The 26574-nt window shown below is 59.1% G+C and carries 26 protein-coding genes; 7 read left to right on the forward strand and 19 right to left on the reverse strand.

The window, feature by feature from the left end; genetic code table 11:
- Positions 1-77: 77 nt before the first annotated feature.
- The 8 genes from ahpF to FHR87_RS13130 all read right to left on the reverse strand — a co-directional run bounded on the left by ahpF (position 78) and on the right by FHR87_RS13130 (position 9582).
- On the reverse strand, positions 78-1637 hold the full coding sequence (gene ahpF / locus FHR87_RS13095; protein WP_183167175.1) for an alkyl hydroperoxide reductase subunit F: 1560 nt from the start codon (positions 1635-1637) through the stop codon (positions 78-80).
- Between the two features lie 365 nt (positions 1638-2002).
- Positions 2003-2533, reverse strand: a complete 531-nt coding sequence (locus tag FHR87_RS13100; RefSeq protein ID WP_183167176.1) for a DUF3299 domain-containing protein — start codon at positions 2531-2533, stop codon at positions 2003-2005.
- A gap of 183 nt (positions 2534-2716) precedes the next feature.
- Positions 2717-2968: a GlsB/YeaQ/YmgE family stress response membrane protein gene (locus FHR87_RS13105; RefSeq protein ID WP_183167177.1), complete on the reverse strand. Its 252-nt coding sequence runs from the start codon at positions 2966-2968 to the stop codon at positions 2717-2719.
- A gap of 105 nt (positions 2969-3073) precedes the next feature.
- Positions 3074-4165, reverse strand: a complete 1092-nt coding sequence (locus FHR87_RS13110; RefSeq protein WP_183167178.1) for a 5-(carboxyamino)imidazole ribonucleotide synthase — start codon at positions 4163-4165, stop codon at positions 3074-3076.
- A gap of 57 nt (positions 4166-4222) precedes the next feature.
- Positions 4223-4714: a 5-(carboxyamino)imidazole ribonucleotide mutase gene (purE, locus tag FHR87_RS13115; RefSeq protein WP_183167179.1), complete on the reverse strand. Its 492-nt coding sequence runs from the start codon at positions 4712-4714 to the stop codon at positions 4223-4225.
- A 159-nt stretch (positions 4715-4873) separates the two neighbouring features.
- Complete coding sequence (locus FHR87_RS13120) at positions 4874-6013, reverse strand: HD domain-containing phosphohydrolase (RefSeq protein ID WP_338021252.1); 1140 nt, start codon at positions 6011-6013, stop codon at positions 4874-4876.
- Between the two features lie 287 nt (positions 6014-6300).
- Positions 6301-8106, reverse strand: coding sequence for a sodium-extruding oxaloacetate decarboxylase subunit alpha (oadA, locus tag FHR87_RS13125; RefSeq protein ID WP_183167180.1), 1806 nt, complete (start codon positions 8104-8106; stop codon positions 6301-6303).
- A 60-nt stretch (positions 8107-8166) separates the two neighbouring features.
- The gene (locus FHR87_RS13130) at positions 8167-9582 is read right to left on the reverse strand and encodes an acetyl-CoA carboxylase biotin carboxylase subunit (protein WP_183167181.1); all 1416 of its coding nucleotides are present in this window, start codon (positions 9580-9582) and stop codon (positions 8167-8169) included.
- A gap of 191 nt (positions 9583-9773) precedes the next feature.
- On the opposite strand from FHR87_RS13130, the gene FHR87_RS13135 reads away from it, so the two are divergent.
- Positions 9774-10736 carry a LysR family transcriptional regulator gene (locus tag FHR87_RS13135; RefSeq protein WP_183167182.1) on the forward strand — a complete coding sequence of 321 codons (963 nt, stop codon included), beginning with the start codon at positions 9774-9776 and terminating at the stop codon, positions 10734-10736.
- On the opposite strand, the gene FHR87_RS13140 is transcribed toward FHR87_RS13135, so the two are convergent.
- Both FHR87_RS13140 and hexR read right to left on the reverse strand, forming a co-directional pair.
- Positions 10678-10893 (reverse strand): PA3496 family putative envelope integrity protein, encoded by a 216-nt coding sequence (locus FHR87_RS13140; protein WP_183167183.1) that lies wholly within the window; start codon positions 10891-10893, stop codon positions 10678-10680. The genes FHR87_RS13135 and FHR87_RS13140 overlap by 59 nt on opposite strands.
- Positions 10894-11004: 111 nt before the next feature.
- Positions 11005-11886, reverse strand: a complete 882-nt coding sequence (gene hexR, locus FHR87_RS13145) for a transcriptional regulator HexR (protein ID WP_183167184.1) — start codon at positions 11884-11886, stop codon at positions 11005-11007.
- 120 nt (positions 11887-12006) lie between these two features.
- Between hexR and zwf the strand changes: the two genes are divergently transcribed.
- Positions 12007-13452 (forward strand): glucose-6-phosphate dehydrogenase, encoded by a 1446-nt coding sequence (gene zwf, locus FHR87_RS13150; RefSeq protein WP_183167185.1) that lies wholly within the window; start codon positions 12007-12009, stop codon positions 13450-13452.
- 92 nt (positions 13453-13544) lie between these two features.
- On the opposite strand, the gene FHR87_RS13155 is transcribed toward zwf, so the two are convergent.
- From FHR87_RS13155 to gpmI, 3 genes are all read right to left on the reverse strand, one after another.
- Positions 13545-14858 (reverse strand): S41 family peptidase, encoded by a 1314-nt coding sequence (locus FHR87_RS13155; RefSeq protein ID WP_183167186.1) that lies wholly within the window; start codon positions 14856-14858, stop codon positions 13545-13547.
- A gap of 28 nt (positions 14859-14886) precedes the next feature.
- Positions 14887-16224 carry a murein hydrolase activator EnvC family protein gene (locus FHR87_RS13160; protein WP_183167187.1) on the reverse strand — a complete coding sequence of 446 codons (1338 nt, stop codon included), beginning with the start codon at positions 16222-16224 and terminating at the stop codon, positions 14887-14889.
- Between the two features lie 184 nt (positions 16225-16408).
- On the reverse strand, positions 16409-17944 hold the full coding sequence (gene gpmI / locus FHR87_RS13165) for a 2,3-bisphosphoglycerate-independent phosphoglycerate mutase (protein ID WP_183167188.1): 1536 nt from the start codon (positions 17942-17944) through the stop codon (positions 16409-16411).
- A gap of 175 nt (positions 17945-18119) precedes the next feature.
- On the opposite strand from gpmI, the gene FHR87_RS13170 reads away from it, so the two are divergent.
- The 4 genes from FHR87_RS13170 (at position 18120) to FHR87_RS13185 (ending at position 19887) form a co-directional block, all read left to right on the forward strand.
- Complete coding sequence (locus FHR87_RS13170) at positions 18120-18533, forward strand: rhodanese-like domain-containing protein (protein ID WP_183167189.1); 414 nt, start codon at positions 18120-18122, stop codon at positions 18531-18533.
- A 1-nt stretch (position 18534) separates the two neighbouring features.
- Positions 18535-18792, forward strand: coding sequence for a glutaredoxin 3 (gene grxC / locus FHR87_RS13175; protein WP_183167190.1), 258 nt, complete (start codon positions 18535-18537; stop codon positions 18790-18792).
- Positions 18793-18851: 59 nt separating this feature from the next.
- On the forward strand, positions 18852-19340 hold the full coding sequence (gene secB, locus FHR87_RS13180; protein WP_183167191.1) for a protein-export chaperone SecB: 489 nt from the start codon (positions 18852-18854) through the stop codon (positions 19338-19340).
- A 91-nt stretch (positions 19341-19431) separates the two neighbouring features.
- Positions 19432-19887, forward strand: coding sequence for a nucleoside deaminase (locus FHR87_RS13185; protein ID WP_183167192.1), 456 nt, complete (start codon positions 19432-19434; stop codon positions 19885-19887).
- 19 nt (positions 19888-19906) lie between these two features.
- On the opposite strand, the gene FHR87_RS13190 is transcribed toward FHR87_RS13185, so the two are convergent.
- The gene (locus FHR87_RS13190; RefSeq protein ID WP_183167193.1) at positions 19907-20434 is read right to left on the reverse strand and encodes a tRNA (cytidine(34)-2'-O)-methyltransferase; all 528 of its coding nucleotides are present in this window, start codon (positions 20432-20434) and stop codon (positions 19907-19909) included.
- Here FHR87_RS13190 and FHR87_RS13195 point away from each other — a divergent pair.
- A complete protein-coding gene (locus FHR87_RS13195) occupies positions 20433-20870 on the forward strand; it encodes a hypothetical protein (protein WP_183167194.1) in 438 nt (145 codons plus the stop codon). The genes FHR87_RS13190 and FHR87_RS13195 overlap by 2 nt on opposite strands.
- Before the next feature lie 21 nt (positions 20871-20891).
- Here the strand turns inward: FHR87_RS13195 and ntrC are convergent, their stop codons facing one another.
- The 5 genes from ntrC to glnA all read right to left on the reverse strand — a co-directional run bounded on the left by ntrC (position 20892) and on the right by glnA (position 26366).
- The gene (ntrC, locus tag FHR87_RS13200; RefSeq protein WP_183167195.1) at positions 20892-22328 is read right to left on the reverse strand and encodes a nitrogen regulation protein NR(I); all 1437 of its coding nucleotides are present in this window, start codon (positions 22326-22328) and stop codon (positions 20892-20894) included.
- Positions 22325-23407, reverse strand: a complete 1083-nt coding sequence (gene glnL / locus FHR87_RS13205; RefSeq protein ID WP_183167238.1) for a nitrogen regulation protein NR(II) — start codon at positions 23405-23407, stop codon at positions 22325-22327. The genes ntrC and glnL overlap by 4 nt, the downstream gene beginning before the upstream one ends.
- A gap of 193 nt (positions 23408-23600) precedes the next feature.
- Positions 23601-24197 carry a DUF4124 domain-containing protein gene (locus FHR87_RS13210; RefSeq protein WP_183167196.1) on the reverse strand — a complete coding sequence of 199 codons (597 nt, stop codon included), beginning with the start codon at positions 24195-24197 and terminating at the stop codon, positions 23601-23603.
- Positions 24197-24769 (reverse strand): DUF4124 domain-containing protein, encoded by a 573-nt coding sequence (locus FHR87_RS13215; RefSeq protein ID WP_183167197.1) that lies wholly within the window; start codon positions 24767-24769, stop codon positions 24197-24199. The genes FHR87_RS13210 and FHR87_RS13215 overlap by 1 nt, the downstream gene beginning before the upstream one ends.
- A gap of 190 nt (positions 24770-24959) precedes the next feature.
- Positions 24960-26366, reverse strand: a complete 1407-nt coding sequence (gene glnA, locus FHR87_RS13220; protein ID WP_183167198.1) for a glutamate--ammonia ligase — start codon at positions 26364-26366, stop codon at positions 24960-24962.
- Positions 26367-26574: the final 208 nt, after the last annotated feature.

The following is a 26574-nucleotide window of genomic DNA, read 5'->3' on the forward strand; positions in this document are numbered from 1 at the left end:
TTGGTGATGATGGTTCAAACGTGAAAAGGGCAGGCTGGTGTCGCGCCTGCCTATGTTTCTGTTCGGCGTGGGCCGGGTTATTCCGGTGCCGAGCTGCGGATCAGGTGATCGAAGGCCGACAGCGAGGCTTTGGCGCCTTCGCCGACGGCAATAACGATCTGTTTGTACGGTACGGTGGTTACATCGCCGGCTGCGAATATGCCAGGCAGCGATGTTTGTCCACGATCGTCGATGATGATTTCGCCACGCGGGCTCAGTTCCACGGTGCCTTTCAGCCACTCGGTGTTGGGGAGCAGGCCGATTTGCACGAAGACGCCTTCGAGGTCGATGGTGTGAAACTCGTTGGATGAGCGATCCTTGTAGGACAGGCCGTTGACTTTCTTGCCGTCGCCTTTCACTTCGCTGATCTGAGCATTAAGGATCACGTCGACGTTCGGCAGGCTGTGCAGCTTGCGTTGCAGCACGGCATCGGCGCGCAGGGTGTTGTGGGTCAGCAACGTGACATGGGCGACTACGCCAGCCAGGTCGATGGCTGCTTCCACGCCGGAGTTGCCTCCACCGACCACGGCCACGCGCTTGCCCTTGAACAGTGGGCCGTCGCAGTGCGGGCAGTAGGCTACGCCGCGGGTGCGGTATTCGGTTTCGCCCGGAACGTTCAGCTCGCGGTAGCGGGCGCCGGTCGCCAGAATGATGGTCTTGGATTTGAGTACGGCGCCGGAGGCGAAATGTACTTGATGGAGACCGCCTTTGGTGTTCGGCACCAACTGGGTGGCGCGCTGTAGGTTGGTGATATCCACTTCGTACTGGCGGATGTGTTCTTCCAGTGCGGTGGCCAGTTTCGGGCCTTCGGTCTCTTGTACGGAGATGAAGTTCTCAATGGCCATGGTATCCAGTACCTGTCCACCGAAGCGTTCGGCTGCAATGCCGGTGCGGATGCCTTTGCGCGCGGCGTAGATGGCGGCTGAGGCGCCAGCCGGGCCACCACCGACGATCAGGACGTCAAAGGCTTCCTTGGCGTTGAGTTTTTCCGCTTCGCGGGCGGAGGCATTGGTGTCGAGCTTGGCAAGGAATTCTTCCAGGCCCATGCGGCCTTGGCCGAATACCTCGCCGTTCAGGTAGATGGTCGGTACTGCCATGATCTGGCGTTTCTCGACTTCGTCCTGGAACAGGGCGCCGTCGATGGCGACGTGGCGGATGTTCGGGTTCAGCACGGCCATCAGGTTCAAGGCCTGGACCACGTCGGGGCAGTTCTGGCAGGACAGCGAGAAGTAGGTTTCGAAGTTGTATTCACCTTCGATGGCGCGAATCTGTTCGATGGTTTCGGCGCTGGTCTTGGATGGGTGGCCGCCAACTTGCAGTAGTGCCAGTATCAGGGAGGTGAACTCGTGGCCCATGGGCAGGCCGGCGAAGCGCAGGCTGATGTCACCGCCGGGGCGATTTAGGGAAAAGGAGGGCTTGCGCTCGTTGTCGCCGTCGGTTTTCAGCGTGATCTTGTCCGAAAGACTGGCGATGTCTTGCAGCAGTCCCAGCATTTCCTGGGCTTTCGCGCTGTCGTTGAGCGAGGCGACGATTTCTATCGGCTGGGTGACTTTGTCCAGGTAGGCTTTCAATTGGGTCTTGAGATTGGCGTCCAGCATCGTGGCGATTACTCCGTTGTCAAAATGGATGCCCGTTGATTCGGGGCGCAGAAGGTGGAAAGTTTCAATGAAGTTACTTTAAGGCAACGGCTGGTTTATGCGTAAATTGAATAAACCACTTGCGTCGATTCGGTTTCGCTATTTTTTCGGACGAGTCTAGGTGTCCGTGCCCGCACTCAAGCTTCTTCAATACAGCGTTGCCACTGCCCACCATGGCCTTGCTATGCGTCGTCGCGAAAACGCTGCTTATCCTAACTTGAGTTAACCAATCAACCGTACCGAGCAGCAGCATCGAAAGCCGGTTTTCGCTGGAAGGCGTAGCGGCCGCTTTCCAAGGAACGGCCGAATTTGGCCTGGCGTGGGGTTCAAGGATTGTCTTCGGTGATCAGGCGCAGACTGGCGGCATTTATTACGTAGGCGGCGTCGGCCAGTTCATTGCTGGTTTTTTCGATGGCGAGACGGCCTTCGACCTGTAGAGGTGCATAGATATCTTCCAGCGCGAAACCCTTGGGGTAGCGCACCAGCACGATCTGGTTCGGCGGTGGCGGTGGAACGTGAATGCAGGCGCCAGGGTAGGGGACGAGAAAGAAGGCCGTGCTGCGGCCTTTGGCATCGTTTTCCAGCGGTACGGGATAGCCGGCGAGGCGAATCCGCTTGCCGTTCAGCTCGGGTACGGTTCGCGTGGAATACATGACGTCGGGCAGGCCGCTGCCTTGCCTTAGCCCGCCCTTGTCGCTGAAACCGGTATTTTCCGGGGAGTCATGGGTAATTTCCGGCATTTCCTCAAGAGCCTTGCGGTCGCTGGCGGGCATCAGTTCGAGCCAGTCGAGCTCCGGTGTGGCCGCCTGGGCGAGCAGGGCAAAGCAGATGAGAAGGAGTGCAGAGAGTGATCGCATGGAAAACGAGGGTCTTGGATAAAGTCGTGGCGGATCATGCCGGAAAAGGTTCGTAAAGCGAAGGCATGGATAACGAGGACGTTCGATTGCGGCGGTCGAGTTCGCCCGTTTCCGACATGGCGCCGTATTCTGCGATGAATGTGCAGGGCCATATGAAACGGCCCTGCTGGAGAACTGCCTGGTTCAATCTCGGCGGCTGCCGACCTTGGCGAATATCAGCAATAGAAGGACCGCGCCAATCACTGCACCGATAAAGCCTGCCGGTTCGCCGGCACGGTAGATGCCCAGTGCCTGGCCGCCGTAGGTGGCCAGCAGAGAGCCACCGATACCGAGCAGGATAGTCATGATCCAGCCCATGGTGTCGCTGCCGGGCTTTAGAAAGCGTGCAACCAGGCCCACGATCAGGCCGATGATGATGGTGCCGATAATGCTCATGGATAACTCTCCTACGGTCTCGTTTTGCTATGGGGTGTAGCAGTGGACCGGAAGGGAGAAAAGCAGTTCGCGCCGTTGCGTCAAACGGTGCGCTTGGCCGGAGATTCAGCTCCGGTTTGGCTCGATCAGCGCCTGGACAGCCGTGATGGCGCGCTCCAGGGCTGGTCGATCAGCGCAACGCAGCGTGGCATGGCCGACCTTGCGGCCGGCCTTGAATGCCTTGCCATAGTGGTGCAGGTGGCAATCGTCGATGGCGATGATCCGGTTCGGTGCAGGAACTTCGCCAATGAGGTTGAGCATGGCGCTTTCGCCGACCTTGGCCGTTGAGCCCAGCGGCAAGCCGGTGACTGCGCGCAGGTGGTTTTCGAACTGGCTGCATTGCGCGCCTTCGATGCTCCAGTGCCCGGAGTTATGGACGCGCGGCGCGATTTCGTTGGCTTTCAGGCCACCATCCACTTCGAAGAACTCGAACGCCAGGACACCGACGTAATGGAGTTTTTCCAGCACGCGACCGACATAGTCTTCGGCCATGGTTTGCAGCGGATGGTCGGTGCTGGGCACTGACAGGCGCAGGATGCCGTTTTCGTGGGTGTTGTGCACCAGCGGATAGAAACGGGTCTGGCCGTCGCGGGCCCGTACAGCCACCAGGGATACTTCGCCAGTGAAAGCTACGAAGCCTTCGAGGATGCAGGGCACACTGCCCAGTTCGGCAAATGCATCCTGCACATCGGCCTGGCTGCGCAGGACTTTCTGGCCTTTGCCGTCGTAGCCCAGGGTACGGGTCTTGAGTACGGCGGGCAGGCCGATCTCGGCGACGGCGGTATCCAGGTCGTCCTGGGACAGCACGTTGGCGAAGGTGGGCGTAGGAATGCCCAGTTCGCGGAACATGGATTTCTCGAACCAGCGGTCGCGGGCGATGCGTAGTGATTCGGCAGACGGGTAAACCGGGACGAACTGGGAGAGAAAGGCCACGGTTTCAGCCGGTACGCTCTCGAATTCGAAGGTGACCAGATCCACTTCGTCGGCCAGCTGGCGCAGGTGATCCTGATCGCCGTAGTCGGCGCGGATGTGCTCGCCCAGCGCGGCGGCGCAGGCATCCGGGGCTGGATCGAGAAAAGCGAAGCTCATGCCCAGCGGCGTTCCTGCCAGGGCCAGCATACGACCGAGTTGGCCGCCACCGATCACACCGATTTTCATGTATTTACATCTCCAGATTCGACCGCATCGCTGCTCCTGGCGGCCGGTTTGCGGCAATCAGGCTTTACGCGGGTCAGGATTGTCCAGGACGCTGCGAGTCTGCTCTTCGCGGAATTTCTTCAGTGTGGCGCGGTATTCAGGGAATTCATGGCCGACGATGCTCGCCGCCAGCAGGGCGGCATTGACTGCACCTGCCTTGCCGATGGCCAACGTGGCGACCGGTACGCCCGCCGGCATCTGCACGATGGAAAGCAGCGAGTCGACGCCCGAGAGCATGGATGACTGTACCGGCACGCCCAGGATCGGCAGGTGGGTCTTGGCCGCGCACATGCCGGGCAGGTGTGCCGCACCACCGGCGCCGGCGATGATCACGCGCAGCCCCCGGTCGGCAGCCTGTTCGGCGTAACTGAACAGCAGATCCGGCGTGCGATGCGCCGAGACGACCGTGACTTCGTGGGGAATCCCCAGTTTTTCCAGCATCTCGGCGGTATGGCTCATGGTGGACCAGTCGGACTTGGAGCCCATGATCACGCCTACCAGTGCACTCATCGTCGTGCTTCTCCAGAACCTGCGCCGTGGCGCAAAAGCGAAGAGCCACGCAATGGCGTGGCTCGTAATGTCATGATCGGCTTGTCTCGGCCGATCTCGGAACGGAACAGTATATCGCAAAGCGAAAAGTGTCGCCGTTGCGAATGGTTGATGGAAGTCTCAATCGTCGGATAGATAGCGCTGCTGCAGCGCTTCCAGCGCGTCGAAGCGGCCGATCAGGATTTCCACCAGTCGCGGGTCGAAGTGCCGGCCGGCTTGTTCGCGAATGAAGGACTGGACTTTTTCTGCCACCCAGGGTGTCTTGTAGCGGCGCTTCGAGCGTAGGGCATCATAGACGTCGCATAACGCGACGATGCGCGCGGCCAGTGGAATTTGCTCCCCTTCGAGTCCCTGCGGATAGCCGCTGCCATCCCATTTTTCGTGGTGATGCAGGGCGATTTCGGCGGCCATCCTCAGCATCGGCGAGTGCTGGTAGTCGTTCAGGATATCGTAGCCGATCTGGGGATGGCTGTTCATGATCTGGCGTTCGGTGGGGCTGAGCTGGCTGGGCTTGGCGAGAATGTGGTCGGGGATGCCGATCTTGCCGATGTCGTGCATGGAGGCAGCGATGCGGATGTTCTCGATCCACTCCGGCGCTTGATCGAGGTCGCTGGCAAGCAGCGCGGCCGATTCGCCGATACGCACGATGTGATTGCCAGTCTCGTTATCCTTGAACCTGGCCGCCCGGCACAGGCTGCGGACTACTGCCTGGTGGCTTTCGCTCAGTTGCTGGGTACGGATCTGTATCTTCTGCTCCAGGTCGTCGCGCTGATGCTGCAGGCTGCGAGTAGCATGGCTGAGCTGCAGCATGTTGCGTACGCGCAACAGCAGTTCGGGCAGGTCGAATGGTTTGCAAATGTAATCGTTGGCGCCCAGTTCGAGCCCACGCCGGCGATCCCCGGCCTCGGTGTAGGCGGTGACCAGAATCACCGGCGAATGCGGCCTGCCGGCCTTGCCCAGGTGCTGGAGCACTTCGAAGCCATTGGGTGAGGGCATATCCAGGTCGAGCAGCAGCAGATCCCAGGGATTGTCCTGCAACCAAGCGAGCCCTTGTCTGGAATCGCTGAAGGTCTTGATAGCGTGCAGGCCGAACCCCCTCAGGCTGGATTCGAGCAGGCGCAGGTTCACGATGACATCATCGATCAACACTACCTGCGAATGGCGCAAGGCTTCAGGGAGCATAAGCGGGTTGCCTCTGATGCTGGAAACGGCCAGGCGATGTCGCCAACTGCGCCTGGTGGCGCATGGCAGAGTTCGCACGGCCGACGATCCTGTGAGGTGGTGCTATTGGGTATTAGCCGAAATTGGCGTCTGCCATCTGAAATGTATCGGAAAACCGGATGATTGGTACGAGATCCGGCGATTACCGGCTGCCATTCGCCGGATATTCCGGGTAGGTAGTGGGTCGGTTCGAACGCTGGCAGCGCTCTTGAGCTCGACATTTCATACTGAAATGAAACGTGTAGAGGTATCGCTGTTTACCCATTCGCTTTGTACAGATGCAAGACACCACCATGTTGCTCCACATGGCGGCGTCCGTTATTTTTTCAAGCCTCGATTTCGATCAGCACTTCACCTGGATTGATCCGATCGCCTTTGGCGACATGGATGGCTTTGATCGTTCCGGTCAATGGCGCCTGTATTTCGGTTTCCATCTTCATCGCTTCGGTGATCAACAGTGCCTGGCCGGCCTTGACCGTGTCGCCTGGCTTGACCAGCACCTCGACGATATTGCCTGGCATGTTGGTGCTGACGTCGCCCGGAGCGCTGGACTGGCGACGTTTGCCGTCGCTGCCCGCGATGTAGTTGTTCAAGGGTTCGAACACCACTTCTTCCGGCATGCCGTCGATGGATAGGTAGAAGTGGCGCTTGCCCTCGCCCTTGATGCCGACTCCGGTGATATCGACCCGGTAGCTTTCGCCGTGTACGTCGATGACGAACTCGGTCGGCACACCGGCACCACCAGCAGAGGGGCTGTTGGCATCGGGAATCGGCAGTAGCGCTTCTGGCTGTAGCGTGCCGGCTTCCCGTTCTTCCAGAAACTTGCGGCCGATATCCGGGAACATGGCGTAGGTCAGTACATCTTCCTCGGATCTGGCCAGTGCGCTGATTTCGCCACGGAGCTTGTCCAGTTCGGGTTTGAGCAGATCGGCCGGGCGCACTTCGATCAACTCCTCGCCGCCGATGGCCTGGCGCCGCAGTTTTTCATCGACCTTGCCGGGGGCCTTGCCGTAGCGGCCCTGCAGGTAGAATTTCACTTCATTGGTGATGGTCTTGTAGCGCTCGCCCGCCAGCACATTGAAGAACGCCTGGGTGCCGACGATCTGCGACGTTGGCGTGACCAGCGGCGGGAAGCCCAGGTCTTCACGTACCCGCGGGATTTCCGCCAGCACATCGCTCATCCGCTCCAGTGCGCCCTGTTCTTTCAACTGGTTGGCCAGGTTGGAGATCATGCCGCCCGGTACTTGGTTGACTTGCACGCGAGTATCGACGCCCGTGAATTCGCTTTCGAACTGGTGATACTTCTTGCGCACGGCATGGAAGTACAGGCCGATTTCCTGCAGCAGGGCCAGGTCCAGGCCGGTATCGAACGGGGTATCGCGTAGCGCGGCGACCATGGATTCGGTACCCGGATGGCTGGTGCCCCAGGCCATGGAGGAAATCGCCGTATCGATGCGGTCGGCACCGTTTTCGATGGCTTTGAGCTGGCACATGGTGGCGACGCCGGCAGTGTCGTGGGCGTGAATCGCCACCTCCAGCGGTAGCGCGTCTTTCAAGGCCTTGACCAGCTCACCGGTAGCGTAGGGGGTAAGCAGACCGGCCATATCCTTGATCGCCAGCGAGTCGATCCCCATGGCGGCCATTGTCTTGGCTTGTTCGACAAAGGCTCCGATAGTGTGTACAGGGCTGGTGGTATAGCAGAGGGTGCCCTGGGCGTGCTTGCCGCTTTTCTTGACGGCCCTGATGGCGGTTTCCAGGTTACGCACATCATTCATCGCATCGAAGATACGGAATACATCGATGCCGTTTTCGGCGGATCTGGCGATGAATGCTTCGACCACATCATCGCTGTAGTGGCGATAACCGAGCAGGTTCTGGCCGCGCACCAGCATTTGCAGGCGTGTATTGGGCAGGGCCTTGCGCAGTGCCCGCAGGCGCTCCCACGGATCTTCCTTGAGAAAGCGCACGCAGGCATCGAAAGTGGCACCGCCCCAGACTTCCAGCGACCAATAGCCGACTCTGTCGAGTTTGGCGCAGATCGGTAGCATGTCCTCGGTGCGCATGCGGGTGGCTAGCAGCGACTGATGCGCGTCGCGCAGGATGGTATCGGTGACTTGGATTTTTTTGCTCATTTCTCAGAATCCTTGTTGCGCTGGATGCCGCAGGCAAAAGCGCTTCACTTTCCAGCTTTCTTATAAACCTGCATGGGCTGCAATCGCCGTGGATATCGCCAGGGCCAGCTCGCCCGGCTTGCGCTTGATCGAGTAGTCCAGCAGTTGCGGATGACTGTCGACGAAACTGGTGTTGAACTGGCCGCTGCGAAACTCCGGGTTGGCGAGGATTTGCTGGTAATAGGTCGCCGTGGTCTTCACGCCTTGTACGTGCATGTCATCCAGTGCTCGCAGGCCGCGCGCCAGCGCCTCTTCCCAGGTCAATGCCCAGACGATCAGCTTCAGGCACATGGAGTCGTAGAATGGCGGAATGGTGTAGCCGGTATAGATCGCTGTGTCAGTGCGCACGCCAGGGCCGCCGGGAGCGTAGTAGCGAGTGATCTTGCCGAAGCTGGGCAGGAAATTATTGCGCGGGTCTTCTGCATTGATGCGAAATTGCAGGGCGAAACCACGGTATTGGATGTCTTCCTGCTTGACTGACAGCGGCAGGCCGGAAGCGATGCGAATCTGCTCGCGAACGATGTCGATGCCGGTGATTTCCTCGGTGATGGTGTGCTCTACCTGCACTCGCGTATTCATTTCCATGAAGTACACATGCTCGTCAGTGAGCAAAAACTCCACGGTGCCGGCATTCTCGTAGCCCACTGCCTGCGCCGCACGCACCGCCAGATCGCCGATGTAGGCGCGTTGTTCCGGGGTGAGTTGCGGACTGGGCGCAATCTCGATGAGCTTCTGGTTGCGCCGCTGGATCGAGCAATCGCGCTCGAACAGATGCACTGTGTTACCGAAGCTGTCGGCCAGTATCTGAGCTTCGATGTGCTTCGGATTGACGATGCACTTTTCGAGGAAGACCTGCGCATTGCCGAAGGCCTTGGTCGCTTCGGAAATCACCCGCGGATAGGCTTGTTGCAGTTCTTCCTGCGAATCGCAGCGGCGAATACCGCGCCCGCCACCGCCGGAAGTGGCCTTGAGCATCACCGGGTAGCCGATGCGTTCGGCTTCGCGCAGCGCTTCGGCCAGATCGGCGACGTTGCCTTCGGTGCCGGGCGTACACGGCACGTCAGCCGCGATCATGCTGCGCCTTGCCTCGGTCTTGTCGCCCATGCGGCGAATGACTTCGGCCGAAGGACCGATGAACTTGACTCCACGCTCGGCGCAGATCTCCGCCAGTTCGGCGTTTTCCGAAAGAAACCCATAGCCGGGATGCAGGGCGTCGCAGCCGGTTTCCACTGCCAGGTTGACCAGCTTGCGCGGGTTCAGATAGCCGGCCAGCGGGTCTTCGCCGATGAAATGTGCTTCGTCGGCACGTTTGACGTGCAAGGCATGGCGGTCGGCTTCGGAATAGACCGCTACCGAACGGATATTCATTTCCGCGCAAGCACGCACGATCCGTACGGCAATCTCACCGCGGTTGGCGATCAGGATTTTCTTGATCACGAGTCTCAGCCCTCGCTCAAGTGAACAGATGACCGGCAGATACCGGCCTGGATATGACCGCCGGGTGTCCGGCAGTCAGGCGCTCACCCTACGCTGGAGGTGGAAATTATCTCTAATTAATAATTGTTGGGTAATATATTTGCAAAACCTTATAGCTGTCTTTTTGGTCAGAAATACACAGGGAGAATTACTTGCGTAAATCATTGATGCGAATGACATTACGCCAGATGCAGGTATTTCGTGCGGTATGCGATAGCCGTTCCTATAGTCGGGCCGCGGAAGAGATGGCGTTGACCCAGCCGGCGGTCAGCCTGCAGATCCGCCAGCTTGAGGCGCTGGTCGGTCAGCCGCTGTTCGAATATATTGGCAAGACGCTTTACCTGACCGAGGCCGCCGAGGCGCTGATGCGTGCCAGCCGGGATATTTTTGGCCGGCTGGAGAGCTTGGATATGCAGCTTTCCGATTTACAAGGGTCACTGCAGGGGCAACTGAATCTGGCAATCGAGTCAAGTGCCAAATATTTCACGCCACACCTGTTCGCGGCTTTTCGCCAGAGGTATCCCGACGTCAGTCTGCAATTGGTAGTGGTCAACCATGGCCTGGCACTCAAGCGCCTTGGCGCCAGTCGTGACGATCTGTTGATCATGTCCATGCTGCCGGCGGATATGGCGCTGGAATTTTTGCCATTTCTGAATAATCCGATCGTTGCGGTCGCGCCGCCGGAACACCCCTTGTTCGATAAGGGGTTGCTTGCCCTGGAGGATCTTTGCGCGTGGCCGCTATTGGTTCGCGAGTCCGGTTCCGGTACGCGCAAGGCTTGCGAGGAGTTCTGCCACCAGAAGCGTGCGCATTTTTCCCGGATATTGGAAATCGGCTCGGCAGAAGCACAGTGCGAGGCGGTCATTGCCGGGCTCGGCCTGGCGCTGATGCCGCGCCATGCGGTCTATCGCGAACTGGAAAGCGGAGCGCTGGTGGAGTTGCCGGTGGCCGAGCTGCCCTTGATGCGCAGCTGGTGTGTGGTGCATGCGCGTGGTAAACGCCTGAGTCCGGTAGCCCAAGCGTTTTTTGATTTTATCCGCGAGCAGCGTGGGTCGATCAACGCATTGGCTGCACGCTTCGCAAAAGCGCCGCCCGTCCAGCCAGTAGGCCATTGATTTCGCCCAGTTCAGGGTAGTCCACCAGTTGTTCCTGCAGGCGGAGCGACTCTTCGTAGTGCTCGATGGCTCGACGGAAACGCATGCGTCGCTCATCCTGCAGTTTGCGGCGGGCCTTGGCGTCGAGGATGCGGGGTGCTTCAACATATAGGGACATGCGGATCTCCCGGAACGAGAACGAGTTGGCAGGTGCCAGCATCGAACCTGGAGATTAAGATCTGACGACAGCGCCGTGACAGGCCGGTGATTCCTGTTGGCTTGAAGGGGGTCAGCTGCGGTTGTTGTCCGGCGTGGTGTTCTTCAGGGTTTTGGGTGACAGGCGCAGGCTGCGCAGGCTGCGCTTGACGCTTTTGAGGTGATTGACCAGGTCTGGTCCGCGCGCCATGGCCACACCCATGGCCAGTACGTCGATCACGACCAGGTGGGCGATGCGCGAAGTCAGTGGCGTATAGATCTCGGTATCTTCGTGTACGTCGATGGCCAGGTTGACCTGCGCCAGATCGGCCAGGGGGGTCTGGCTTGGGCAGAGCGCGATCAGGGTGGCACCAGACTCGCGGACCACATTGGCGGTGATCAGCAAGTCCTTGGAGCGGCCGGATTGGGAAATGCAGATCGCCACGTCCTGAGGTTTCAGCGTGACGGCCGACATTGCCTGCATGTGCGGGTCGGAATAGGCAGCGGCATTGAGCAGCAGGCGGAAGAACTTGTGCTGCGCATCGGCCGCCACTACGCCGGAAGCGCCAAAACCGTAGAATTCCACGCGCTCGGCTCGGGCAATGGTATCGATGGCCTTCTGCAACGCCGTGGGATCAAGTTTTTCCCGCACTTCTATCAGGGTGTGCAAGGTGGTGTCGAAAATCTTCTGGCTGATATCCAGCACCGAATCCTCTTCACCGATGGAGAATTGGCCGAAACTGGCGCCGGCGGCCAGGCTCTGGGCCAGCTTCAGCTTGAGATCCTGGAAGCCGATGCAGCCGATGGCACGGCAGAAGCGTATGATGGTCGGCTCGCTGATTCCGACCACATGGGCCAGCTCGGCCATCGAACTGTGCATCACCGAGGCCGGGTCCAGCAAGACATAGTCGGCCACTTTAAGTTCGGATTTGCGCAGTATGTTTCTCGATTGGGCGATATGTTGCAGCAGATTCACGGTCGGGGCTCGCTATGGGCGGGGACGGCTTGACGAAACGGCTGTCCAATGGATCGTAAGCGTTTGTAGTTATACTACATGAAGCGCAGTTGCGCCCAGTCAACTTCGAGGAGGACTCCAGTGTCCGTTTCCTGCGACATGCTCGTGTTTGGCGGTACGGGCGATCTGACCCTGCACAAACTCATCCCGGCGCTGTATCACTTGCACCGAGAGGAGCGCTTGCATCCCGATGTGCGGATCATCGCCCTGGCTCGCCGGGAGCTCGATCGTGAAGCCTATCTGGCAACGGCCGAGCATCATTGCAAGGCCCAGGTCGCCCACAGCGATTTCCGGCCGGAGATCTGGCAAAGCTTTGCCAAGCGGCTCGACTACTTCTCCATGGATGCCAGCCAGCGTGACGATTTTGTCCGGCTGGCCCATTACCTCGGGTATGCCGAAGGGCGAGTACGAGTCTATTACCTGGCTACCGCGCCGAATCTTTTCGAGATGATCGCCCTCAACCTGGAGGCCACCGGGCTCGCCGGGCAACAGACGCGCATCGTGCTGGAAAAACCCATCGGGCATTCCCTCGAATCGGCCCTGGACATCAATCTGAAGATCGGCCGGGTGTTCGCCGAGTCGCGTATCTACCGGATCGATCACTACCTGGGCAAGGAGACGGTGCAGAACCTCATGGCCCTGCGTTTCGCCAATGCCCTGTTCGAGCCTATCTGGCGCGCTGGCCATGTCGATCATGTGCAGATCACGGTTGCCGAGACGCTGGGCGTGGAAAGTCGTGGTGGCTATTACGACAAGGCTGGCGCCATGCGCGATATGCTGCAGAATCACCTGTTGCAACTGCTCTGCCTGGTCGCCATGGAGGCTCCGGTGCACTTTGATGCCGACTCGGTGCATAACGAGAAGGTCAAGGTGCTCAAGTCGCTCAAGCCGATCGTCGGCCAAGAGGTATTGGACAAGACCGTGCGTGGCCAGTATATCGGCGGAGCGGTCGGCGAGCAGGGCGTACCGGCCTACCGTTTCGAACCCAATGTCGATAGTGACAGCGATACGGAAACCTTCGTCGCCGTTCAGGCCGAGCTGGATAGCTGGCGCTGGGCCGGGGTGCCTTTCTACCTGTGCACCGGCAAGCGCATGGCCCGCAAGTGCTCGGAGATCGTCATCAGCTTTCGGCAGGTACCGCACATGCTGTTCGGCAGCAATAGCCAGGTCAATCGCCTGGTGATTCGCCTGCAGCCGGAGGAAGGGGTCAGTTTGCAACTGATGGCCAAGTCACCCGGCAAGGGGATGGTGCTGGAGCCGGTCGAGCTGGATCTGAACCTGGCCAATGTCTTCCAGCAACGACGCCGCTGGGATGCCTACGAAAGGCTGCTGCTGGATGTGATCGAGGGTGATTCGACATTGTTCATGCGCCACGACGAAGTGGAAGCGGCCTGGCGTTGGGTCGATCTCATTCTTGCTGGTTGGCAGAGTTACTATCGCAAGCCAAGCCTGTATCCGGCCGGTACCAACGGCCCCGAACAGGCACGGCAGTTGCTAGCGGGCGAAGGTCGTCGCTGGACTGTATAGGCTGGAAAATACTGACCGGAACAGCTGTTCCGGTCCGCATGAACGCCGAGTGTTGTCCAGGAAGCGAGCGCTTGCGCATCCTGGATTTTCCATTAATCGCGGCGAGTGAAGCTCAGGCCTTTGAGCAGGTTGAGGGCCTGACCGAGCTGGTAGTCGTCGTCCTGCGGACGTGTCGAATCGCTTGCCGCCTGGATGTTGCTGGGCCGCTCCGTGCCGCCGTTGCCGTTGCCCAGGTGACCGAGCAGATCGGCTTCCCGGACGGTTTCGTTGCTGGTGTCGCGGGTCAGTCTGGCCCGCGACACTTCGATATCCGGTTCGATGCCCTGGGCCTGGATGGAGCGCCCCTTGGGGGTGAAGTAGAGCGCTGTGGTCAGTTTCAGCGCGCGGTCGTTGTTCAGCGGCAGGATCGTCTGGACCGAACCCTTGCCAAAGCTTTCGGTACCCATGATCACGCCGCGCTTCTGATCCTGCAGCGCTCCGGCGACGATTTCCGCTGCCGAGGCGCTGCCGCTGTTGATGAGGACGACCAGCGGAACCCGCTCGCTGGCGTCGGCCGCATCGGCGGAAAAGCTCAGTTCGGAGTTGGCGATCCGGCCCTTGGTATAGACGATCAGGCCACTGGTCAGGAAATGGTCAGCGACCTCGACCGCCGATTGCAGCACGCCACCTGGATTGTTGCGCAGATCCAGCACCAGTCCTTCCAGCTTCTTGCCCTTGTTGTCTTTCTTCATGCGAGCCAGCGCCTTGCTGACCTCTTCGCCGGTATTCATCTGGAACTGAGTGACGCGCAAGTAGCCGTAGCCTGGCTCAAGTAGCTGGGATTTGACGCTCTTGACCTTGATCACGGCGCGCTTGAGCTTCAAGTCGAATGGCTGGCGGCCCTCGCGAACCAGGGTCAGGGTAATGGGGCTGCCGGATTTACCGCGCATCCTTTCTATCGCTTCGTTCAGCGAAATACCCTTGGTGGGGTGGCCATCGATCTTGACGATCAAATCGCCCGCCTCGATACCGGCTTTCGACGCCGGCGTGTCGTCGATGGGCGAGACGACCTTGATGAAGCTGTCTTCGATGCCTACTTCGATGCCCAGTCCGCCGAATTCGCCACTGGTGGTTTCCTGCAAGTCGCTGAAAGCCTGGGGTTCGAGATAGGCCGAGTGCGGATCGAGATTGCTGAGCATGCCCTTGATGGCGTTTTCCAGCAGGGTTTTATCGTCGATGGGTTCCACATAGGCGGATTTGATTCGGTCCAGTACTTCGACGAAGGTACGCAACTCGTCCAGGGGCAGCGGCGCCTTCTGGGAGGCTGTGGTGGTTTCGGTTGCCGGTTGCTGAGCCCAGGCACTACCGCCCAGGAGCATGGACAGGGCAAGAATCGGGAAACAGGCGAGATGGCGCGGGTGCAGCATGTCTGACTCCAAGTATGAAGAGGGTGCGCTATCCTTGGGCGCGACACCATTGCGCCGGATCGCTCGGGCGACCGTTTTGACGAATGGCAAAATACAGAGCGGCGCTCTCCTGGCCACCGCTATTGCCGACGGTTGCGATGGGCTCGCCGGCCTTGACAATTTCTCCGGCATTGCGCAGCAGGCTTTGATTATGCCCGTACAGGCTGAGATAGCCGTTGCCGTGGTCGAGAATTACCAGCAATCCGGCGCCGCGCAGCCAGTCGGCAAACACTACCCGGCCACCATGCACGGCGCGTACCGTTGTTCCCGCCGCTGCGCCAATCATCACCCCATCCCAGGTGCTGCGCTCATCGGTGCCGCGTGGCGTACCGTAATGGGCAAGCAGACGACCGTTCACCGGCCAGGGTAGCCTGCCCCTGGCCTGCTGGAAGGCACCCTCGAATCCGCTTCCGGCGGAAGACACCAATTGGGATGGCTGTGCGACGATCGGCGACCGAGTCGTAGGTGGTGACACGACTGCTTTTTCGGCTTCTTTTGGTGCAGCGTTGGCCAGGGCCTTGCGTCTGGCTTCTTCTTCCTCGCGGGCGCGCTGCTCGCGCAGGCGCGCTTCGGCGAGGGCACGTTGGCGGGCTTGCTCGGCCTCACGGGCCTGGCGAGCCAGGGTTTCCTCGATGGTCTTGAGGACCTTTTCCAGTTGGGCCTGTTCTTCGCGTCGGGTCTTGAGCTTCTGCTCGCGAGTGGATTCTTCCTTCTCCAGCTTGGCCAGGGCGTCACGCCGCTCCTTGCGCACTTCAACGAGCTTGATATGGCGCTCGTCCAGATCCACTTGCTGGGTACGCAGTTGCTTCTGCTGGGTATCGATTTTCTCACCGACGCTGGCCAGCTCGTGCAGTGTCTTGTCGAGCGCGGCAATCTGCTCGAAGCGGGCTTTGCTCAGATAATCGTAGTAGGTCAGGGTACGGCTGAGTTTTTCCGGGCTCTGCTGGTTGAGTACGAGCTTCAGGTATTCCTCGCGGCCGTTCTGGTAAGTGAGCCTGGCTTGTAGCGCCACCAGTTTCTGCTGTTCCAGGCGAGCGCCTTCAAGCATGGTTTTCTTTTCATCCAGCTGTTGCAGTTCGGTTTGGCTGTTCTTGATTTCCTGCTGCAGCTTGTCGATCTGTTCTTCCAGTTGGCCAATCTGGCTTTCGGTTGCCTTGAGCTTATTTTGCGCCCCGCTTTTTTCCTGATCGATCTGCTTGAGCAGTTTCTGCAGTTCGGCGATGTCCTGGCGAGCAGTTTCTATCTGCTGCCTGGTGGCAGAGGTCTCGTCTGCCTGTGCGGTACCAAGCAGGCAAAAAAGAACGAAGACAAGGAGTATGCGTGGCATGAGGGCGAGGCTACGGAAATCGCGACCGCCGTAGTATGCCTAAAAATCTGGCGACAGGCTGTGGCAAAAGGCCCGACTGTCACGCGAAATGCCATCAGGGGCTGAACGGAAAAGCGAAAGGTTCCTGCAAGGCCGCTTTTCCGTTCATTTCATCAGCGTTCTGCGTTTTAGGCAGTTCCCGGAATTACTGCTCAATCTCGATGATGGATTTTCCGGTCATTTCCTCCGGCTTTTTCATTCCGAGCAGGGTGAGCATCGTCGGTGCCACGTCGGCCAGTACGCCACCTTCGCGCATTTTCAGCTTGCGTTTGCCAATGTAGATGAATGGCACCGGTTCGGTGGTATGGGCGGTATGTGCCTGGCCGGTGGAGTCATCTTCCATCTGTTCCACGTTGCCGTGGTCAGCCGTGATCAGCGCCTCGCCACCGACTTTGTCCAGCGCAGTCGTAATGCGGCCCAGGCATTCATCCAGGCATTCCACCGCCTTTACGGCTGCATCGAATATCCCGGTATGCCCGACCATGTCGCCGTTGGCATAGTTGGCGATGATGACATCGAAGCGCTGCTGTTCGATGGCTTCGACGATCTTGTCGGTGACTTCCGGGGCGCTCATCTGGGGTTGCAGGTCATAGGTCGCGACCTTGGGCGAGGGAATCAGGATGCGCTCTTCGCCCTTGAATGGTTCTTCGCGGCCACCGGAAAAGAAGAAGGTGACATGGGCATATTTTTCCGTTTCGGCGATACGCAACTGGGTCTTGCCATTGTTTGCCAGATATTCGCCCAGCACGTTGTGCAACTCCGATGGGGGAAAGGCGCTGGGTGTCGGAATGCTTGCCGAATACTGGGTCAGCATGACGAAATGGGTCTGTGGCTGGCGGTTGCGCTTGAATCCGTCGAAATCTGTTTCGACGAAGGCGCGAGTCAGTTCGCGGGCGCGGTCGGCGCGGAAGTTCATGAAGATCACCGCATCGCCGTCTTCGACTTTCGCGGGTTCGCCGATAGCCGTGGCCTTGACGAATTCGTCGTTTTCGTCGTGTTCGTAGGCCGCGTTCAGCCCGGCGACTGCCGAGTCGACATGGCGTTCGGCTTTACCGTCGGTGATCAGGTCGAATGCCGCCTGGACACGATCCCAGCGGTTATCGCGATCAAGGGCGAAGTAGCGGCCGATCACGCTGGCGATGCGGCCTTTGCCTAGCTTGGCAAAAACAGCGTCCATTTGCTCCAGGAACGGTTGCGCGCTTTTGGGCGGCGTATCGCGGCCATCGAGAAAGGCGTGCAGGTAGATTTTCTCGGCACCGCGCCGGACGGCCATTTCAGCCATGGCCGCGATATGGTCCTGGTGGCTGTGCACGCCGCCATCGGAGAGCAGGCCCAGGATATGCACCGCCTTGCCAGCGGCTACAGCCTTGTCCACGGCGGCACCGATGATCGGGTTGTCGAAGAACTCGCCATCGCGGATAGCCTTGGTCACGCGGGTGAAATCCTGATAGACGACACGGCCGGCACCGAGGTTCATATGGCCGACTTCGGAGTTGCCCATTTGTCCGTCAGGCAGGCCGACGTCCATGCCGCTGCCGGAAATCAGGCCATGCGGGTAGCTGGCGTTGAGGCGGTCGAGCACGGGGGTCTTGGCCGCATATACGGCATTGTATTTGGGGCTTTCACTGTGGCCGAAGCCGTCGAGGATGATCAGTACCAGAGGTTTAGGCGCGGCGTGCATGATTTCCGGCTCCTTTAATTACGCAAGGTAATCAATCTTGGAATTTTTCGAGTAGGCGCCAGCCAGTCTAACGTGCTGGCCGGATCCAAGTCACGATTCGTCGGGTCGTCAGGGTTCAGCCGGTTGAGGGGGGTGTGTATACTGCGGCCATTTTCTCGCCCGGATACACACCTCGATGCTCTCCAAGCTGATCGAATTCGCGTCTCATCACTATGTGCTGGTCCTTCTTTTCATCGTTCTGCTGGCTTTGCTGCTCATGCACGAATTGCGCAAGGGCGGCAAAAGCCTCAGTAACCGTGAGCTGACCACGGCGGTCAACAGTGGCGAAGGCATTGTGTTGGACGTTCGTGACAAAAAGGAGTTCTCCGCCGGGCATATTGTCGACGCCTTGAACATTCCTCACGACAAGCTGGCCAGCCGGATAGCAGAGCTGGAAAAGCATCGGGGCAAGACTTTGATCGTGGTCGATGCCATGGGTCAGCATGCCGGAGCGGCTTGTCTGGAATTGCAAAAAGCCGGTTTCACGACTGCCAGGCTGTCTGGGGGAATGGGCAACTGGCGTGGCGAGAATCTGCCCGTGGTGAAGTGATATGACGCAAAAAATAGTCATCTATACGAGCGCCTGGTGTCCCTACTGCATCAGGGCCAAAGGACTGCTGGAGAAAAAAGGCGTCGCCTTCGAGGAAATCGATGTCGACGGCAAGCCTGCCGTACGGGCGGAAATGTCCCACAAGGCCGGCAGAACCTCGGTCCCACAAATCTGGATCGGCGAGCATCATATCGGCGGCTGCGACGATCTCTTTGCCCTGGAGCGGGCCGGCAGGCTGGATGAGCTTCTACAAGCCTGAGCCTTGCTCTTTACCCGTATTCACTTATCGAAGCCATTTACCCACAAGGTCTGGATATCATGATTGAGCAATCCTCCAACGACGCCATGGCAGATCAGAGCGCACAAGGACCGCAGTTCGCCTTGCAGCGCGTTTACGTGCGCGATCTTTCCTTTGAAGCACCGAAGAGCCCGGAAATCTTCCGTCAGGACTGGACGCCTGGCATCTCTCTGGATATCAACACTCGGCAGAACAACCTGGAAGGCGACTTCTACGAAGTGGTGCTGACCTTGTCGGTTACGGTCAAAAATGGCGAAGACGTGGCTTTCATTGCCGAAGTCCAGCAGGCTGGTATCTTCCTGATCAAGGGGTTGGACGCTCCGAGCATGAGCCATACCCTGGGTGCTTTCTGTCCGAACATCCTGTTCCCCTATGCGCGGGAAACGCTGGATAGCCTGGTGATTCGCGGCACGTTCCCGGCATTGATGCTGGCTCCGGTCAACTTCGATGCCCTCTATGCCCAGGAGTTGAGCCGCCAGCAGAATGTCGGCAGCGATAGTATTCAGTAAGGAATGATCCGGCGCTCTCGTCGCAAGGGTGCCTATACAGTTGCGCGATCTCTGTGGCATAACCCGCCAAATCGAATAGCGGAGGATGAATATGGATGCCCATATGCAAGCAGCCATCGAGGAAGCGCAACTGGGCCTGCAGGAAGGTGGTATCCCCATCGGCTCGGTAATCGTACACAAGGGACGTGTCATCGGCCGCGGTCATAACCGCCGGATTCAGCAGGGCAGCGCCATCCTGCACGGTGAAATGGATGCCTTGGAGAAGGCTGGTCGTCAGCCTGCCGCTGTCTATCGCGAATCCGTTCTCTATACCACGCTCTCGCCTTGCTCCATGTGTACTGGAGCGATTCTCCTGTACGGCATTCCGAAAGTGATTGTCGGTGAAAACCAGACCTTCATGGGAGAAGAGGATCTGTTGCGCTCCCGTGGCGTCGAGGTCGAAGTACTGCAGGATTCCACTTGCATCGAGATGATGCGCGATTTCATTGCCAAACGGCCCGAGCTATGGAACGAGGATATCGGCGAAGTGGCACCCTGCGAGCACTGATCGCCGTTCCTGCTTCGGTTCATTCCAGCCTGAAGCCCAGTTGTCGCCAGCCTTCGTAGACGGCCACGGCCACCGTATTGGATAGATTCAGGCTGCGGCTATCGACTCGCATGGGAAGCCGCACGCGTTGCCCTTCTGGTAGCGCATCGCGAATCGTTGCGGGTAATCCCCGGCTTTCAGGGCCGAACAGCAAGGCATCGCCATGGCGGTACTCGACTTCGTGAAAGGGCTGCGAGCCTTTGGTCGTAAAGGCATAGAGGCGTGGTTGATCGTGCTGCGGCCGCTGCTGCTGCAGGCTGGCGTCTACCATCGAGGTTTGCTCCGGTATGGCGATACGCAGTTTGGCCAGACAACTGGCCAGGTCGGGATGCCGTTGCAGCGTGGCGTATTCATGATAATCGAGCCCGGCGCGGCGCAAGCGTTTGTCGTCCAGCTCGAACCCTAGCGGTTCGATCAGATGCAGCATGCAACCGGTATTGGCGCAGAGTCGAATGATGTTGCCGGTATTGGGCGGAATTTCAGGCTCAAAGAGGATCACGTGAAACATGCGGGACACCGAGGCGAAAGACGACGCCCATTCTACTGCGCCAACGGCCCGACAGCGCCTGTGGCCGCGCTTTCTCGGCTCGCTGATACTGCTCGGTTTGCTGTCAGGGCTGATGCTTGGGCGCTTGACCGCGCCTGGCGAGGTGCGTCTGCTGACCATCGAGCCGCAAACGGCGGGGCTGACTTTATGGTTTGATCGTGCGCCGGAGATTTTCGCTGAATCCCGCGACGGGACCTATGCCTTGCGAATCGCCGCACGGGGCCAATCGGAACAAGGCCAGCTACGTCTTGGCCAGGCGCTGATCAATTGGCGGTTGCGACCGGTGGACCGCTATCTGCTGTTGGGGTTTGTTGCGGCTCGTCCACTGTCGGCCGCTTGGCGCGCAGTGGCAGACGGGGAACGCTGGCGAGTGGATATCCGGCTCGCCATGCCCTGAATCGCCGCAGCCAGTTCGGCTTCAGCCTTCCTCACTCTCGTCGTCGTCTCCGCCGTCGATGCGCATATCCAGCTCCTTGATCTTGCGAGTCAGGGTGTTGCGTCCCCAACCGAGCAGCAGGGCTGCGTCGCGACGGCGACCGGCGGTGTGCTTGAGAGCCGTCTCGATCATGATTCGCTCGAATGCCGGGACCGCCTCGTCCAGCAGATTGCTCTGGCCGCGCGCCAGCGCCTGATCGGCCCAGTTGCGCAAACCCTGCTCCCAGGTGACGGCCGGTTGCGCGACGCCGGTCTGGTTCAGCAGTTCGGGCGGCAGATCCTCCACCAGCACTTCGCGACCCGAGGCCATGACAGTAATCCAGCGGCAGGTGTTTTCCAACTGGCGCACGTTGCCCGGCCAGGGCAAGCGACTCAGATAGTCTTCGGTCTCCGGCTTGAGGAACTTGGGGTCTACCGAGAGTTCCTGGGCTGCCCTGGCCAGGAAGTGGCGTGCCAGGGTGGGAATGTCCTCGCGGCGATCAGACAGGCGCGGGATATGGATACGGATGACGTTCAGCCGATGAAACAGGTCTTCGCGAAACTTGCCGGCCTGGACCAGTCCTTCCAGATCCTGATGCGTCGCGGCAATGATGCGCACGTCGACCTTGACCGGCGTATGGCCGCCGACGCGGTAGAATTCGCCGTCTGCCAGGACTCGTAGCAGGCGGGTCTGGGTCTCGGCCGGCATGTCGCCAATTTCGTCGAGAAACAGGGTGCCGCCGTCGGCCTGCTCGAAACGGCCCCGGCGTTGCGCCGCGGCACCGGTAAAGGCGCCTTTCTCGTGGCCGAACAGCTCGGACTCCATTAGGTCCTTGGGGATCGCCGCCATGTTCAGGGCTATGAAAGGCGAGGTCTTGCGCGGGCTGTGGCGGTGCAGGGCATGAGCGACCAGTTCCTTGCCGGTGCCCGATTCACCGTTGATCAGCACGGTGATATTCGAATGCGAGAGGCGGCCGATGGCGCGGAAGACTTCCTGCATCGCCGGGGCTTCGCCAATGATTTCCGGCGTACGCGGCTTTTCCTCGATGATCTTTACGCCTTGCTGCTCCTGGGCGTGCTGGTTGGCGCGTTTGACCAGCGAGACGGCTTCGTCCACATCGAACGGCTTGGGTAGGTATTCGAAAGCACCACCCTGGTAAGAAGCCACTGCGCTGTCGAGGTCGGAATGCGCGGTCATGATGATTACCGGCAGGCGCGGGTGCTGTTCGCGGATCTGTGCCAGCATTTCCAGCCCGCTGGCGCCGGGCATGCGGATGTCCGAGATGATCACGTCCGGTTGCTGGCGATTGAGGCGGCTGAGCACTCCGTCGGCATTCTCGAAGCTCTGGGTGTTCATTCCTTCCTGCTGCAGGGCTTTTTCCAGCACCCAGCGTATGGAACGGTCGTCGTCTACGATCCAGACGGTTTCGCTACGGCTCATGGGGACGTCGCTCCTTGTTCCAGGGGTAAATAGACCGAAAAGGCTGTGTGGCCCGGATGGCTTTCGCATTCGATCATGCCCTGATGTTGGCTGATGATGTTCTGCGTGATGGCCAGACCGAGGCCGGTACCATCCGGACGCCCGCTGACCATAGGATAGAACAGGGTGTGCTGCAGATCGGCCGGAATCCCGGGGCCGTTGTCGATGATGCTGATATGGATGACCAGCCGATGGCGGGTGTGTCCGATAATGAACTGGCGCAAGGTGCGAGTGCGTAGCGTGATACGTCCGCCTCTTGTTCCATTATGGGCAGCAAGGGCTTGCACGGCATTGCTGACAATGTTGAGGACTGCCTGGATCATCTGCTCGCGATCCATCAGAACTTCCGGGATGCTTGGGTCGTAGTCGCGCACCAGAATGACGCTGCCCTGGCTTTCCGCCTCGATCAGGCTGGCAACGCGCTCCAGTACTTCGTGAATATTGGTCAGCGCCAGCGACGGCAGTTTGTTCGAGCCAAGCATACGATCGACCAGATTGCGCAGGCGGTCGGCTTCCTCAATGATCACCTCGGTGTAGTCCTTGAGGTGTTCTTCGGGCAGCTCGCGGGCCAGCAATTGCGCCGCGCCACGGATGCCACCCAGCGGGTTCTTGATTTCATGAGCCAGTCCGCGCACCAGCATTCTGGTGGTTTCCTGCTTGGAGAGCTGCGCTTCTTCCTTGCTCATGCGCAAGAGTCGGTCGCGTTGTAATATTTCCAGCAGAATCAGTGTCTTGTGCCGAATCAGAATGGGCGAAACGATGTAGTCCACGATCAGGCCATGACCGTTTACCGAAGTCAGGATGGCTTCGCGCTTGGTGAAAGGATGCGCTTTTTCCACGGCTTGCCGTAACGAGCAGAGCGCTTCCGGGGATTCGGTGAACAGTTCACTGATGAAATGCCCGAGGCTGCGCTGGCCGCTGACGGCCAGCAGCATTTCCGCCGCTGGATTCATGTATTCCAGCCGTAGTTCCGAGTCAAGCAGCAGGGTTGCCGTAGTCAGATTCTCGAGCAGCGCGCGCTGCAGGGCTTCGTCGATCATGAGACTGGTCTGCATACGATGAATAGGATCCGAAAATGCAAGAAGCAAACCATTTGTGCGGCGCGACGCCGCAGAATGGTTTTGCTCGATGCTCGAAAAAGGGAATGTTCTGAAGTTGGCTGTGCAGCAGAAGAAAACGATCATGATGCACTTATTCAGTGCATTTTACTGCCCAAGGATCAGGCACGAAAGATTATTCTTCTTCCGGCTTGTCCTGCATCGGGCATTCGGGGCGGATGCCGTATTCGGGAGACCGGCAGGGCCTGGCGAGTTTGCGCTGGGACAGTGACATGCGCTTGATATGGATCGTCACGGTGAGGCTGCGAGTCAGGGAATTGCCCTGGCTGTCGACTATTTCTGCGGTGAGCCGATGGCTGCCGCGATCCAGATTGTGCAACAAGAATGGCGGAGTTTGCTGGGCATCGCCTGGTTTGCCATCGAGCCAGAGTACGTAGGTATGCCCTGGCTGCAAGGCCGGCTCACTTTCCAGGAATACTTCGACATTGCCAGTGTTGTCGCGCAGCGTTTCGTTCTGTAGCGGGTGGGTAATCCGCAGCCAGGCATAGAGTGGCTGCCGTTTGGGCGGTGGCTCAGTGGGTCGTGCCACTGACGTGATCGTCGGCAGGGAATTGAGAGACTGTCGGATTTCGACTGGTCTGGCTGTTTCATCACGAGGCTGGTCGGTGAAAAGAGGATTGCCGTTCGCGTCCTTATAACGGAACACCTCGGCATACGCTGGCGAAATCAGCGCATAAAGCAGTAGCCCGGACAGATAATGCAGGTATGCCATTATGGTGCAGGGCGCGGCCTCATTGCCGGGCTGGATGTATTCACCCGTTGCAGGGTGAAGGTATTCACCGGGCCGCTCTGGATCACCCGATTGCCGCTCAGCACTTCAAGCTGCAAGGAATGTTCGCCGCGCTCGATGCCGGACAGGTGGAAAACAGTATCCGAGCCGGCCGCTCCGACCGGTTGTCCGTCCAGCAGGAGCCGTAGGCTGTGGCCAGGCTGCAAGGCTGGCGTCAGACGGGCACTGACACTGAAGTTTCCATTGTTGGAGCGCAGGGCTTGTGCGTCGGGAATTCCGCTTAATTGGATGCTCGAATAGGCTTGGGCCGTGCTGTGGGCATTCGGCAATGTGGGTGATGGTGATGATGGTGATGATGGTGATGATGGTGATGATGGCGGGGATGCATCTAGCGTATTGGCTGGCGGCAATTCGACGGTTTCGGCCTTGATGCCCTCGGGCGGCTGGTTGGTAAAGACGGTATGGCCATCCTTGTCGGTATAGCGATAGATCTCTGCCATTGCCGAGGTATCAATACAGAGCATCAGCATCAGGCCGAATGGTGCGCAGCGCATAGGATGTCTCCGAAGGGGCGGTGGCGAAAGAGTTGCACCTGTTGCGGCTGCCGGCAAGCTTCCTTGCCCTGTGTTGATAACGATGTCCGAAAACGTTTTTACCGAAGCGGATTTTTGCAGGACTTTTCGCCAGGTAAAGAAAAACCCGCGCCGAGCATGCAGTTCGGCGCGGGTTTGTGTAAGAGCCTGATCAGACGCTGTAGTACAGATCGTACTCCAGCGGATGTACAAAGGTGCGTACTTTGATCTCTTCTGCGGCTTTCAGCTCGACATAGGCGTCGAGAAACTCGTTAGTGAATACGCCGCCTTTGGTCAGGAACTCGCGATCGGCATCCAGCGCTTCCAGGGCTTCCTTCAGGCTGCCGCAGACCTGCGGGATCTGCTTGGATTCTTCCGGCGGCAGATGGTACAGATCCTTGCTGGCAGCTTCGCCGGGATGGATCTTGTTCTGGATACCATCCAGGCCGGCCATCAGCAAAGCCGCGAAAGCCAGGTAGGGGTTGGCCGCTGGGTCCGGGAAGCGCGCTTCGATACGCCGGGCTTTCGGGCTGTTGACGTAGGGGATACGGATCGAGGCCGAGCGGTTGCGAGCAGAGTAGGCCAGCATGACCGGTGCTTCGAAGCCCGGAACCAGGCGCTTGTAGGAGTTGGTGGACGGGTTGGTCAGGGCGTTCAGTGCCTTGCCGTGCTTGATGATACCGCCGATGAAGAACAGCGCCTCTTCGGACAGGCCGGCATAGCCTTCGCCAGCGAAGGTGTTCTTGCCATCCTTGGAGATGGACATGTGCACGTGCATGCCCGAGCCGTTGTCGCCATACAGCGGCTTGGGCATGAAGGTCGCGGTCTTGCCGTAGGCATCGGCCACGTTGTGCACGCAGTACTTCAGGGTCTGGACTTCGTCGGCCTTGGCAACCAGCGTGTTGAAGCTCACCCCGATTTCGTTCTGGCCGGCGGTCGCCACTTCGTGGTGGTGAACTTCGACTTTCAGGCCGAACTCTTCCAGTGCGTTGCACATGGCGGTACGGATTTCGTGGTCGTGGTCGACCGGCGGAACGGGGAAGTAGCCACCCTTCACGCCGGGACGGTGGCCCTTGTTGCCGCTTTCGAAGTCGGCGTCGGTGTTCCAGGAAGCCTGCTCGGAGTAGATCTTGAACATCGAACCGGAGATGTCGGACTTGAATTTCACTTCGTCGAAGATGAAGAACTCGGGTTCCGGTCCGAAGAATGCAGTGTCACCGATGCCGGTGGACTTCAGGTATTGCTCGGCAGCGCGGGCGATGCTGCGAGGATCACGCTCGTAAGGCTGCATGGTGGCCGGTTCGATGATGTCACAGACCAGGATCAGGGTCGGTTCTTCAGTGAACGGGTCCAGCACTGCAGTGCTGTCGTCCGGTTTCAGGATCATGTCGGAGGCTTCGATGCCTTTCCAGCCGGCGATGGAAGAACCATCGAACATCTTGCCGTCGTTGAAGAAGTCTTCATCCTGAGCTTCACGGGCTGGAATGGTTACGTGCTGCTGTTTGCCTTTGGTATCGGTAAAGCGAAGATCGATCCATTTCACGTCATGTTCCTGGATCAATTGAAGCGACTTCGACATCGTGTTCTCCAATATTATAGAGGTTGCTGGCAGTGCATCCGAAAGATGAATCAAACCGGATCGACAATAATCAGCCCTGGCAAACCGCCTCACAAGAGAGCAAATCTTGTGCCAGCAGCCCACTATAGTGCTGGGTTACAGTAATCGGATGAGCAGCTTTTGGGCATAAAGCGTCAATTATATGCACTTGTTCGAGGCTTTTGCTGGT

It is taken from the genome of Azomonas macrocytogenes (assembly GCF_014191985.1).
GTDB lineage: Bacteria > Pseudomonadota > Gammaproteobacteria > Pseudomonadales > Pseudomonadaceae > Azomonas > Azomonas macrocytogenes.

Bases quoted from the DNA above. Each gene is read 5' to 3' on its own strand.
- FHR87_RS13195 (WP_183167194.1), top strand. From the start codon at position 20,433: ATGCGGGACACCGAGGCGAAAGACGACGCCCATTCTACTGCGCCAACG.
- FHR87_RS13160 (WP_183167187.1), bottom strand. From the start codon at position 16,224: ATGCCACGCATACTCCTTGTCTTCGTTCTTTTTTGCCTGCTTGGTACC.
- grxC (WP_183167190.1), top strand. From the start codon at position 18,535: ATGACGCAAAAAATAGTCATCTATACGAGCGCCTGGTGTCCCTACTGC.
- FHR87_RS13105 (WP_183167177.1), bottom strand. From the start codon at position 2,968: ATGAGCATTATCGGCACCATCATCATCGGCCTGATCGTGGGCCTGGTT.
- FHR87_RS13110 (WP_183167178.1), bottom strand. From the start codon at position 4,165: ATGAAAATCGGTGTGATCGGTGGCGGCCAACTCGGTCGTATGCTGGCC.
- FHR87_RS13190 (WP_183167193.1), bottom strand. From the start codon at position 20,434: ATGTTTCACGTGATCCTCTTTGAGCCTGAAATTCCGCCCAATACCGGC.
- glnA (WP_183167198.1), bottom strand. From the start codon at position 26,366: ATGTCGAAGTCGCTTCAATTGATCCAGGAACATGACGTGAAATGGATC.
- ntrC (WP_183167195.1), bottom strand. From the start codon at position 22,328: ATGAGCCGTAGCGAAACCGTCTGGATCGTAGACGACGACCGTTCCATA.
- glnL (WP_183167238.1), bottom strand. From the start codon at position 23,407: ATGATCGACGAAGCCCTGCAGCGCGCGCTGCTCGAGAATCTGACTACG.
- purE (WP_183167179.1), bottom strand. From the start codon at position 4,714: ATGAGTGCACTGGTAGGCGTGATCATGGGCTCCAAGTCCGACTGGTCC.
- FHR87_RS13170 (WP_183167189.1), top strand. From the start codon at position 18,120: ATGCTCTCCAAGCTGATCGAATTCGCGTCTCATCACTATGTGCTGGTC.
- ahpF (WP_183167175.1), bottom strand. From the start codon at position 1,637: ATGCTGGACGCCAATCTCAAGACCCAATTGAAAGCCTACCTGGACAAA.
- FHR87_RS13155 (WP_183167186.1), bottom strand. From the start codon at position 14,858: ATGCTGCACCCGCGCCATCTCGCCTGTTTCCCGATTCTTGCCCTGTCC.
- FHR87_RS13215 (WP_183167197.1), bottom strand. From the start codon at position 24,769: ATGCGCTGCGCACCATTCGGCCTGATGCTGATGCTCTGTATTGATACC.
- FHR87_RS13210 (WP_183167196.1), bottom strand. From the start codon at position 24,197: ATGGCATACCTGCATTATCTGTCCGGGCTACTGCTTTATGCGCTGATT.
- secB (WP_183167191.1), top strand. From the start codon at position 18,852: ATGATTGAGCAATCCTCCAACGACGCCATGGCAGATCAGAGCGCACAA.
- FHR87_RS13140 (WP_183167183.1), bottom strand. From the start codon at position 10,893: ATGTCCCTATATGTTGAAGCACCCCGCATCCTCGACGCCAAGGCCCGC.
- oadA (WP_183167180.1), bottom strand. From the start codon at position 8,106: ATGAGCAAAAAAATCCAAGTCACCGATACCATCCTGCGCGACGCGCAT.
- FHR87_RS13185 (WP_183167192.1), top strand. From the start codon at position 19,432: ATGGATGCCCATATGCAAGCAGCCATCGAGGAAGCGCAACTGGGCCTG.
- FHR87_RS13100 (WP_183167176.1), bottom strand. From the start codon at position 2,533: ATGCGATCACTCTCTGCACTCCTTCTCATCTGCTTTGCCCTGCTCGCC.
- gpmI (WP_183167188.1), bottom strand. From the start codon at position 17,944: ATGCACGCCGCGCCTAAACCTCTGGTACTGATCATCCTCGACGGCTTC.